A 10,796-nucleotide genomic window follows, 5' to 3' on the forward strand; every position below is an offset into this window, starting at 1 on the left:
AATGCCAGCACTGGTGTATTTGCCGGAGTCGGTGTGCAAGTTCATCCCCAGGTGGGTGTGGGTCTAGGTTGGAGTGGAGTTGGTTTCAACATTGGGGCTTCCATCGTTCCCATACCTACTCTACCCTTAACAATTACAGCTTCAGGATCAGACCTCACGGACAACAGCCCAGGCGGCACAGTGTTTTCGCTGAGTCTGGGTTATGGTTTCAATTTCTTGCCTAAATAAACACTTAGAATTTAGAGATTTAGAACTTAAAGGATCATCATGTTGAAAATCAGAAATCTCATTTTTGCCCTCAGTCTCACTCCCCTCATGTCCTTGGCTTGGCAATTACCAAGTCTAGCCCAAGTTGTCGGTCCAAGTAAAGGTACAGCCGGTACTGCCAGTGGTGCTCAAACCGGCGGTACAACAACTACCATTTTTTCCGCGCCGCCAGCAGCACTGCCAACAGGAGGAACTGGAGGAGCAGCAGGAGCAGCAACGACAACAACAACGATAGGAGGACAAGCAACACCAGCCTTGGTAACAACAGCAACAACAACAACAGGAGTGGCTGTAATCATTCCTATAATATCCGGTGTTTCAGCCACTGTTACATCTGGTGTTTCCACGGCAGGTGCTACGTCGGTGGCTACTACAACTACAGGTGGTGACACAGGTGTAACAGTTGCAGTTACAGCAGCGTCCCTAGAAACAACGTCATCTAGCGTCACTGTGACAGATGGTGGAACGGGAAACACTGTTGTGATCACCCTTGCCCCACAAATCCAGGTTGTCGTGAATCAGTTGGCTGCCGCTATTGTTCAGAATGTTAACAGTATAATTACAGGTGGTACTACAGGTGGTACTACAGGTGGTACTACAGGTGGTACTACAGGTGATACAACAGGCGGTACTACAGGCGGTACTACAGGTGGTACAACAGGTGATACAACAGGCGGTACTACAGGTGGTGGTGCTGCTGACGTTGGTGCGATATTGACAGGTGGTGCTGGGGCACAACAGGCTGCCGTTGCTTTAACAAACAGCTTCACTGCTGCTGGTATTTCCCCGCAACTAGCAACAGCACTAGTCACATCCTTGACTGGTTTGTTTGGTGGTTCTACTACTGGCTCCCTGCCAAATCAGCCTGTAGCTATGACAACATCAGGACAGCTAGTAGCCAGCACCAAAGCTTTTAAACCGGTGACTATCATTGCTCAAGGCAGCGCTGGCATAAGTGTCAATATCAATAAGCTAAACGACGCTATTGTTGCCTATAACGGGATTATCCTGCAAAGTGAACCGAAAGCTGTTAAGAATCTCTCTCGCAATGGCGGTTTCGTCGGCATTGGTGGCATACTCAAACAATTGAGAACTGCTGTCAAATAACCTCTAATTACACAAAAGCAACTCCGAACAACAGTTGGGAGTTGCTGAATTGAAGTAAGTTACCGATCTGGCTATAAAAATCTAAACAAGCTAAAAAATGCTAACAAAAACCAAGTTTTTCTTCCTATTTCGTCCTGAAAGTGTCTGGACTATGTAGATAAGTTCCATAGAACATCTCTACCACAGTAAATCTGACCGCTTCTTGACTCAATTAGGACTTATGCAAATGGCACAAAAAATATAATTTTATTGTTTGTAGTCAGGGCTTTAGCCCTGATAATTACTTCTTTTCCCCGCAATCTTTTGTGTCTTCCTATTTAACTCGTGAACTCGTTCCCAGACCCCGGAGTTTGAGGCTCTGCCTCAAATACAGTAAACACAGTAGAAGCTTCCGGTGACATTCCCCCCCTCTGTCGGGGAACGAGGGAAAAGAGGCGAAAAGAGGGGAAAAATTTATATGTTAAATTTGATAAACTGATAGTATTTATAGTGTATCATGTAATAAATTAAAGATGTATTCCTCAAGTCAGGGAGTAATTAATGAAAAACAAGTTTGGATTAGGAACCTCCTTTTTAGTGACAACATTGGCTGTATCTAGTTTACTTGGTGTCACATTTGCAGCACAAGCCCAATTGCCATCGGTTTCACCGATAATTTATGTTGACTCTGTTAATGGTTTAAATCCTGATGAAGCTAGAACATCAGCAAAGCCGTATAAGACCATTACTGATGCTCTCAGCCAGGCCAAACCGGGTACAGTTATTCAGTTAGCTCCTGGTAATTATAGCAACGAATCATTCCCGATAGAACTCAAACCAGGGGTAACATTACGGGGTGATGAATCCAACAGGGGTGAGAGGGTAGTTATTTCTGGTGGTGGTAATCATATCACTCGCAGTTTTGCGAGACAGAATATTACTATTTTGGCAGATAAAGATACCACTATCGCAGGTGTAACCGTCACTAATACCAATGAAAGGGGTACAGGTGTATGGGTAGAATCAACTAACCCAACTATCAAAAATAGTACCTTTATTAACAATGCTCGGGACGGAGTTTTTGTGACCGGCGAAGGGAATCCTCGCATTGAAAATAACCGATTTGTGCAAAATAGTGCTAATGGTATTTCCATAACGAAAAAAAGCCGGGGGGAAATTCGTAATAATTTATTTCAGAATAACGGCTTTGGTTTAGCCATTGGTGATACTTCCACACCCTCGCTAACGGAAAATCAAATCGTTCAGAACAAGGATGGTATAGTGATTTCCGAATCTGCTAAACCTTTAGTGCGTAAAAATACAATTCAGAACAATCAGCGAGACGGTGTTGTTCTCATTCATGATGCTTTACCTGATTTGGGGACTAGTAATAACCCAGCTGGCAATGTCATTGCCAATAATGGTCGTTATAACTTTCACAATGCCACGAAAAACAACACCATGTTTGATGTCACAACGACAGAAACACCAGATCCTTCACAAACTGCTGATTTATCATCCGGTGATCCTAACATAGCGCTGCTAAAAAAATGGGAACTAACACCTGTAACCTGTAACTCTGGTAGTGAAGTAGTGACCATCATTATGAGTCGCAGACAATACTGTATTGTACCCCATCCTGACTTAACAGCTAAACGTTACCAGTATAATCAAGCCACTGGTAACCTCAAAGCTTTAGCAGATTCCCCTACACCTACTTCCTCTCGTGCAAGAGGGGGTTTATAAGTTACTGTATAGGTTTCTGTATCAAAGTCACATTTATTAGTTACAGAAAAGCAAAGTCTGAGATTATCTCTTCCAATTTTTTTAATATTTACGAGGTCTTATGAAACATCAATTGAAAACAGCGATGATAGTAGCAACTTTAGCCTTATCCAGTATTTTGGCTTTGGGGTCTACAGTTCAAGCTTTCCCAAAAGTAGATAATACTATGGATGATCGTGCTGATTCAGATGTAGATCCCTCCGAGGAAGCTTATACAGGAACTAAATTCACCTGTGTATCTGATGAAAATGGTAACGTGGCCACCGTTGGTCAGCGACCTGGTGGAGAACCAATTCCCGTAATTATTTGGACTTCAGACAGTTCCAAATATTTTGGTCAGAAAGTTAGTCCTCAAAGCCGTTGCCAAATCGTGACAGAAAGATTTAATCAGGCTGTAACTAATAGTGGTGGTAGCCTCAAAGATGTTGTCTTGACCAGCGGTACGGTAGGAGCTAAAACCGTCATTTGCGTACTTTCTATAGACGATACTGGTTGTGATGGTGCCAATACTCTGTTTACTTTAAACCCGAAAAATGCCAAGAGACCAGACCAAGTTCTTACCCAAATAGCTCAAATCAGTCGTCAAGGTTCTAGTGCTGGGGTCATTCGGGAAACCGGAGGTCGTGTCCAGCTGAAACTGAGCGATTTGCTAAAAGGGAAATCTGCCGCTCGAACCAAACCTGCTACTGGTGGTTTATAATTAGTAAGAGGATGTTTGGAAAGTATTTAGTGTAATTGCTTCAAAACAATTATCTCCTCCAAACCTAATTTTCCTACCTTAGTTTCCTTGGTCGCCTTAACCCTATTTGACCAGGAAAGGGAAAAGGAAAAACCTTGGTTTTGGGAATGGGGGTTTCAAAACCTATCCCCCAAGAAGAAAAGTTTACCAGGGGCGTTGTGCGGTCAAGACAACTTTCAAAATATTTTCTCACATCCTCAATCGGAAACCCTAAAAGTCTCATTTCTTTTTCTTTTTAACATTTTAGAGGTCTTATGAAATATCAATTGAAAACAGCGATTGTAGTTGCTACTTTAGCCTTGTCTAGCATTGTTGGTTTGGGTTCTACAGTTCAAGCTTTACCACCTGTAGATAATAAGGTGGATGCTAGTAGTAATAATTCAAATGTAGACCCATCGGAGGAAGCCTATACAGGAACTAAATTTAGTTGTGTATCCCAAGGTCAGGGTAATGTAGCTACCGTTGGTCAACGACCAGGTGGACAGCCTATTCCTGTCATTATCTGGACTTCTCAAGCTTCAAAATACTTTGGTGATAAATTTACTCCTCAAGGGCGTTGCCAAATTGTAACTAAGAAATTAGGTCAGGCTGTGGCTGACAGTGGTGGTAGCCTCAAAGATGTTGTGTTGATGACTGGTCGGGCTAACAAAAACACTGTCATTTGTGTAGTTTCCGCCAGTGACACTGGTTGTAATGGACGTAATACTCTGTTTACCCTCAAACCGGAAAACGCGAAGAAAGCCGACCAAGTTCTTGCCCAAATTATGCAAATTAGTCGTGAAGGTAGTAGCGCTGGCGTAGTTCGGGAAACAGAAGGTCGTGTGCAAATAAAATTGCAAGATGTGCTAACAAGCAACCGTAGTCTGTCTACTAGTCAACCTGCAAAACAACCTGCCTTTAGAGATAATTCAAGAGGCTTGTAGTTATTAACTCAACTCCTTAGTTATCTGAGTTAATCCAGGAAAAAAGTTATTTGTAATTAGTAATTAAGGAAGAGATGAAGTTTTGATCTCTTCCCTAATTACGAATATATAATTCATTATAATTTGTAGGCATGATTTAACCCCTATTTTTTTTGTCTAAAAATCATGTTTTATCCCATAACTCGCAGATTGTTTTTACTATTTATTACAACGTTTTCTGTGATTCAGTTGTATGCCCATTCCCACCCGGTAGTTTTGGGTGCTACTTCTTATATAAATTTTGATACTACGGCTGCCGAAATTGCCAATCAGGTGACTGTCAGAATTTTAACTAAATTTGGTTCTGGCTCAGGGGTAGTTATTAAACATGAAGGGTCAACTTATACAGTATTAACAAATAATCATGTAGTTGCTGATAGTCCTGAAGATGGTTATGAAATTTTGACGGCTGATGGTAACATTTATCCAGCAGAGCAAGTTAATTGTGTTAATGCGAAAAAATTGGACTTAGCCTTAGTGAAATTTACTAGTCCAGAGGATTATCAAGTGGTAACATTGCCAAAGTCAAAAGCTATTTCTGAGGGTGAAACAGTATACGCCTCTGGTTTTCCCGCTTGGCATTTTGTCTTCAAGGGCAAGAAGATCACTAAAATGGAAGAAACGCGCCATTGGGGAGTTAAAGCCTTTCAACTTAAAACTGGAACTATTAAAATGCAGTTGGCCAAAACTCTCCCTGGTGGTTATCAATTAGGTAGCACTAATGATGTTTTTCAAGGTATGAGTGGAGGACCGGCCTTAAATCAGCAGGGGGAACTAATTGGTATTAATGGGCTATTAAAATATCCTTTTCAAGGTATTGATGCTTTTACCTTTACTGATGGTACTATACCAAAAAAAGAAGATTATTTGCAAATGGAATCTCTTAGTTGGGCTATTCCTATTGACAATGTTCTTGATTTTCTCAAAGAACAAGAAATGGTTAACCAAGATCAAACATAGTTAACAGGATTTACAGGAAAACTCAGAATATGAATTTATATTTTACCAGGGTCAACTATACCATCTTAACTACGGCAGTAATCGCAAATCTTGTAATTTCTTTACCAACATCTGCTGCTGATACTGTTAGTACCCAAAAGATTGCTCAAATTGCTAAAAACACTTCAGTCCAAATCAATGCAGAGGGTGATCTGACTCCTGGAGGTTCAGGTGTAATTATTGCTAAACAAGGTAATATTTATACTGTTCTCACAGCTAATCATGTAGTATGTGATGATTTAGGACGGGCAGGAAAAATTACTTGCGCTACAGACACTACTTATTCTGTACGCACAAACACGGGCAAAGATTATCCTGTTAAAGATGTTAAGGTATTACAGAAAACTAAAAACGACGCGGATTTAGCTTTAGCTACTTTTGTGGCCACAGAAGATTATCCCATTGCTACCTTAGGAAACTCTGACCAAATGATAGAGGGATCTGATGTCTTTGTGGGCGGTTTTCCAGCGGTGTTTGGTAAAGTTGGATCTGCTAGAGACTTTGCTTTTACTACGGGAATGGTTGTTTCTCGCGCTAGTAAAGGTGTTAATGGCTATAGTTTGATTTATGATGCCAAAACTATAACTGGTAATAGTGGTGGACCGGTGTTTGATATTGCTGGTAGGGTTGTGGCAATTCACGGGTTAGCTGATACTTCAGCTAAGAATAAAACGGAAACGGGAGCAGTGGTGACACAAAAAACGGGATTTAATGCAGGGATTCCTATTAATACTTTTTTAGCTACAAATGAGCCAGTTATTAAAAGCACTCCCATGAAGAAGGATGATAGTCCTACTGATAAACCTGCTAATAATTTAAATAATCCTCAGTCAGCAAGAGACTTTTATGGTAGGGGTATTACTAAACTAGATCAATATAATTATCGGGAAGCTGCGGAAGATTTTACTCAAGCAATTAAGCTAGACCCTAAATATATAGAAGCATACTTCAAAAGAGGATATTCATACACCTGGGTCAGCAAACATCAAGAAGCCCTGACGGATTTTAACCAAGCTATTGTTCTTGATCCTAACTACTTAGATGCCTACCTCAACCGGGGTTGGAGTCAGCTATTCTTACAAAATGATCAAGCGGCCCTTGAGGATTTTAACCGCGCAATTCGTCTTAACCCTAACTATGCCGATGCCTATGCCCATCAAGGTATGGCTTACATTAAGTTAGGAAAATACCAGGCGGCTTTGGAATCTTCTAAACAAGCTATTCGTCTCGATCCTCGCAACAGTTATGGGTACACTATTCAGGCAGATGTGCTTAATAACTTAAAAGACTATCCAGCAGCCATAAAGGTGGCGACTCTAGGTATTATGATTGATCCTGATGATTTTAATGCTTATATTAACCGCGCTATAGCTTACACTCTAACTAGTGATTTTCAAAATGCACTTTCGGATTACCAAAAGGCCTCGGAAATATTTACAAGACGTTATATTAAAAATTCTGCTTCTCCAGTAGAACCACAGCCAAAACCAAGTTCTAATTCTCCAGCAGAACCACAGCCAAAACCAAGTTCTAATTCTCCAGCAGAACCACAGCCAAAACCAAGTTCTAATTCTTCTAGTGACCCAAATGTGGATCTAATTAAAAGTTGGCAAGTAATTAATGTCTCCTGTAACTCTGGGGAAAAAGTAGTATCAATTGTGATTGATAACAAAAAATATTGTGTGCTTCCTCATCCCAGTTTAACCTCTAAAGGTTATCAATATAATCGGGCTACAGGTAAGTTAGAACCTGTTCATGGCAATTTAGAGCTAATTAAAAGTTGGGAATTAACTGATGTCTCCTGTAACTCTGGGGAAAAAGTAGTATCAATCGTGATTGATAACAAAAAATATTGTGTGCTTCCTCATCCCAGTTTAACCTCTAAAGGTTATCAATATAATCGGGCTACAGGTAAGTTAGAACCTGTTCATGCCAATTGAAAGCTAATGAACAGATAGCCAAATTATTGCCTATTGCCTACCGCTATATTTTTCTAAAAGTGTCTCTACACTGGCATTATGATTTAAGAAAGAAAATAAATGCCTGTAGAGCAGTTTTCCATCTTTATCTAACACAAACTGCGCTGGTAAAGGCGCTCCTAATGCTTGTCCAGTCTTATAAGTACGAAATGTATGGCAACTAGGATCACTCAATAATGGCATTTTTAAACCCAAATCTTTGACGATGATTTGACTTTGCTTTTTGTCAGTGCTAGTAATTAATAGAATTTCAATCCCTCGATTTTTGAACTGTTCATAATTTTCATTTAAAGCTTGAATATGGGGATAACAAAAGGGGCAATATTGCTTTTCTGTGAAAATTCTGGTAAATGCCAGTATTACAGGTTGTTTACCTCGGAACTCAGAGAGTTTGATAACAGTGTTGTTATTAATATTCGATAATTTAAAATCTGGTGTTCCTACACCCAATCTAAAATTATCTAGGGCTGGTATGGGTAAAAAGTTATGGAAAAATCTCTCATTAAATAAGCCAGTGAAATCAGTTGCAGTCAGCATAAAGAGTAATTTGTAAGTAATTTGTCAGCACTAATTCCTAATCCCCAGTTATTTAACCGGTTATTTAAGTAGTAGAGAAGTAGATTTTAGACTTGACGGGATCAGGATTCATAGTTTTATCTCCTGGTTGCCAATCAATAGGACAAACTTCATCTGGGTGAGATTGTACGTACTGAATTGCTTGTAATGTTCTTAAAGTCTCATCTATACTGCGACCAAAAGCCATATTATTTATAGTGGCGTGTTGAAGTATGCCATCTTTATCAATGATGAACAAACCACGTAAAGCAATACCAGAGGAGGGGTCGAGAACATTGTAAGCGGCGCTAATTTCTTTTTTAATGTCAGAAACCAGGGGATAATTTAAGTCACCAACACCGCCGGATTTACGGTCTGTTTGCATCCAAGCGAGGTGAGAAAATTCACTATCAACGGAAATACCGAAAACTTCCGTATTTAGGTTGCTAAATTCTGCATAGCGATCGCTAAAAGCAGCAACTTCAGTAGGACAAACAAAGGTAAAATCCAGGGGGTAGAAAAACAGAACAACATATCTACCGCGATAATCAGATAATTTAATTGACTTAAACTCTTGATCTACTACGGCTGTTGCTGTAAAATCGGGAGCTAGTTGACCAACGCGGAGGCATCCCTCTATTCCATAGGTGAATGTCATTAACCTAACTCTCCTTCTTGGTACTTATATTTATTTTGCAGCCTGGGCATATTAGTTAAATGAAAATTACTTATCTACACAGTCATCATCTAATTATATATAATTATGTCAATATCAGATCATAGTCCTAACGCTGACGGCAAACATGATTTAGTAATTGCAAAAAAGTAAATATTAACACTAATACTACTGAAGAGAGTCGAGATTCCTGATCTTTAGGAAAAAGGGAACCGGGAAAATAGAAACTTAAAATATCATGATTTTTCCTGTTGAAATTAACCGCAGAGGAAGTTATTATGTAAGAATTAGGATAGATGCAGAAAATGACAAAATAGTCTAAAATACAAACAATAATTCATAACATACAAATTCGGGAATTAATCAATTTCGGGATCAGGGTCATTATGTCCGTTAACTTCACTATTGATACTTTACACTTGATCATGAAAATGAGTCCTAAATTCTTTGTTGATAAAACTTCTATTCAACCTTAACCAATCTAAATAAACGATAACATTATGTCTTACGTATCCATCTTCAAAAACATACCGGAAATGTTGAGCCAACCAACGGGAATAGCAGCCATAGCTTCCCTTGGTATCCACGGTGCTATTGCCTTAATTGTGCCATTAATGCCAGTTAACTCTAGTGAATCTGCTAAGATTGACCCATCAAAAGCAGTTCCCCTCATGGAATTGAGCGTAGCCGATCAAAAGCGATTACCGCAACCTGCTAAAATATCCCAGATGCCATTACAGCAACCCCCACTACCACTACAGCAACAACTACCGGGAAGTAATTTGGGGAACTTAACAACTATCTATCCACCTTTGCAGCCAGAATTATCTAATCCACCATTATCAGTTATTCCTAGCTCACCAACCGGCTATAACACCTCTTCCCTACCTAGCAGACAATCTATCTTGGGACTGATTCGCAGCAATTCACAGAGAGAAATACCTAGATTAGAAGCCAGATATACTCCCTCAGCGTCTCCTGATGTCAATAATCTCAGCGAGAGAATCCCAGAAACTGAACCCCTAGCAATTAATAGGCTACCAGAAATCAAGCAGAATAATGAAATATCTGGAGAACCACTTAATAATCCATCTCCTGAACAGTATGACATTGGCAGTAGAACGGCAACAGGAATTTCACCAACACAAGCGGTGAAATCAGAAGATAATGCGGTGAAAATTCCTCAAGAACAGGAAAAAATAGCTTTAACAGACAATTCTACAGGTAAATTACCAGGAATACTCACAACCGAGTCTGAATTTAAAAGTAAGGGAACTGAGCAATTGGTGGCTAAACTGCAATCCCATCTCACTTTCAGACAAAACATTCAACGGGAATATCCGAATCTCAAAGAAAAAGGGGTAATTCGTGAAACCATCCCTACTGATACAGCAGAGATGGAAGGTACAGTTTCGGGAGCAGCATTAGTAGGTTCAGATGGCAAGGTTTTAGATATTAAATTCCAAGAAGCAAGTATATCGCCTCAGTTACAATCTAAGGTGAGAGCATATTTCAAGAATAATCCGCCTCAAGCCGATCAGCAACTAATTAGCTCTTATCGTTTCCAATTCAAGTTCCAAAATAATCTCAATGCTTCTGGAGTGAGTTCTCAGATTCAACCTTCCGCAACTCCCAATCCTGAAAAGGTATCTACAATTCAAACACAACCTTCTGCAACCCCCAATCCTGAAAAGGTATCTACAATTCAAACACAACCTTCTGCAACTCCCAATCCTGAAAAGGTATCT

Annotated in this window: 9 protein-coding genes and 1 pseudogene; 8 read left to right on the forward strand and 2 right to left on the reverse strand. The window is 39.9% G+C overall.

The features are described 5' to 3' along the window. The 7 genes and pseudogenes from ACIR310F_RS27110 to ACIR310F_RS23200 form a co-directional block, all read left to right on the forward strand. Positions 1 to 228, forward strand: a pseudogene (locus tag ACIR310F_RS27110) (hypothetical protein); the annotation flags it as partial. A 39-nt stretch (positions 229 to 267) separates the two neighbouring features. Then, a complete protein-coding gene (locus ACIR310F_RS25875) occupies positions 268 to 1,374 on the forward strand; it encodes a hypothetical protein (RefSeq protein ID WP_051289746.1) in 1,107 nt (368 codons plus the stop codon). Positions 1,375 to 1,914: 540 nt separating this feature from the next. Then, positions 1,915 to 3,099, forward strand: coding sequence for a DUF1565 domain-containing protein (locus tag ACIR310F_RS23190; RefSeq protein WP_051289748.1), 1,185 nt, complete (start codon positions 1,915 to 1,917; stop codon positions 3,097 to 3,099). Positions 3,100 to 3,199: 100 nt separating this feature from the next. After that, complete coding sequence (locus ACIR310F_RS0118700; protein ID WP_028085130.1) at positions 3,200 to 3,838, forward strand: COP23 domain-containing protein; 639 nt, start codon at positions 3,200 to 3,202, stop codon at positions 3,836 to 3,838. A 293-nt stretch (positions 3,839 to 4,131) separates the two neighbouring features. Beyond that, on the forward strand, positions 4,132 to 4,800 hold the full coding sequence (locus tag ACIR310F_RS23195; RefSeq protein WP_035368448.1) for a COP23 domain-containing protein: 669 nt from the start codon (positions 4,132 to 4,134) through the stop codon (positions 4,798 to 4,800). A gap of 165 nt (positions 4,801 to 4,965) precedes the next feature. After that, positions 4,966 to 5,799, forward strand: a complete 834-nt coding sequence (locus ACIR310F_RS0118715; protein WP_035368450.1) for a S1 family peptidase — start codon at positions 4,966 to 4,968, stop codon at positions 5,797 to 5,799. Positions 5,800 to 5,828: 29 nt separating this feature from the next. After that, the gene (locus tag ACIR310F_RS23200; RefSeq protein WP_081677623.1) at positions 5,829 to 7,778 is read left to right on the forward strand and encodes a tetratricopeptide repeat-containing S1 family peptidase; all 1,950 of its coding nucleotides are present in this window, start codon (positions 5,829 to 5,831) and stop codon (positions 7,776 to 7,778) included. 30 nt (positions 7,779 to 7,808) lie between these two features. Here ACIR310F_RS23200 and ACIR310F_RS0118725 read toward each other — a convergent pair whose 3' ends face one another. Then, positions 7,809 to 8,354 (reverse strand): peroxiredoxin family protein, encoded by a 546-nt coding sequence (locus ACIR310F_RS0118725; RefSeq protein ID WP_028085133.1) that lies wholly within the window; start codon positions 8,352 to 8,354, stop codon positions 7,809 to 7,811. A gap of 64 nt (positions 8,355 to 8,418) precedes the next feature. After that, positions 8,419 to 9,030: a peroxiredoxin gene (locus tag ACIR310F_RS0118730; RefSeq protein WP_028085134.1), complete on the reverse strand. Its 612-nt coding sequence runs from the start codon at positions 9,028 to 9,030 to the stop codon at positions 8,419 to 8,421. Positions 9,031 to 9,548: 518 nt separating this feature from the next. Between ACIR310F_RS0118730 and ACIR310F_RS23205 the strand changes: the two genes are divergently transcribed. Then, positions 9,549 to 10,796: hypothetical protein (locus ACIR310F_RS23205; protein ID WP_081677624.1), on the forward strand; the 1,248-nt coding region annotated here is incomplete at its 3' end.

Source organism: Dolichospermum circinale AWQC310F (genome assembly GCF_000426925.1).
Taxonomy (GTDB): Bacteria; Cyanobacteriota; Cyanobacteriia; order Cyanobacteriales; family Nostocaceae; genus Dolichospermum; species Dolichospermum circinale.

Coding starts and splice junctions, on each gene's coding strand:
- ACIR310F_RS23195 (WP_035368448.1), top strand. CDS start 4,132: ATGAAATATCAATTGAAAACAGCGATTGTAGTTGCTACTTTAGCCTTG.
- ACIR310F_RS0118725 (WP_028085133.1), bottom strand. CDS start 8,354: ATGCTGACTGCAACTGATTTCACTGGCTTATTTAATGAGAGATTTTTC.
- ACIR310F_RS23190 (WP_051289748.1), top strand. CDS start 1,915: ATGAAAAACAAGTTTGGATTAGGAACCTCCTTTTTAGTGACAACATTG.
- ACIR310F_RS25875 (WP_051289746.1), top strand. CDS start 268: ATGTTGAAAATCAGAAATCTCATTTTTGCCCTCAGTCTCACTCCCCTC.
- ACIR310F_RS23200 (WP_081677623.1), top strand. CDS start 5,829: ATGAATTTATATTTTACCAGGGTCAACTATACCATCTTAACTACGGCA.
- ACIR310F_RS0118715 (WP_035368450.1), top strand. CDS start 4,966: ATGTTTTATCCCATAACTCGCAGATTGTTTTTACTATTTATTACAACG.
- ACIR310F_RS0118700 (WP_028085130.1), top strand. CDS start 3,200: ATGAAACATCAATTGAAAACAGCGATGATAGTAGCAACTTTAGCCTTA.
- ACIR310F_RS0118730 (WP_028085134.1), bottom strand. CDS start 9,030: ATGACATTCACCTATGGAATAGAGGGATGCCTCCGCGTTGGTCAACTA.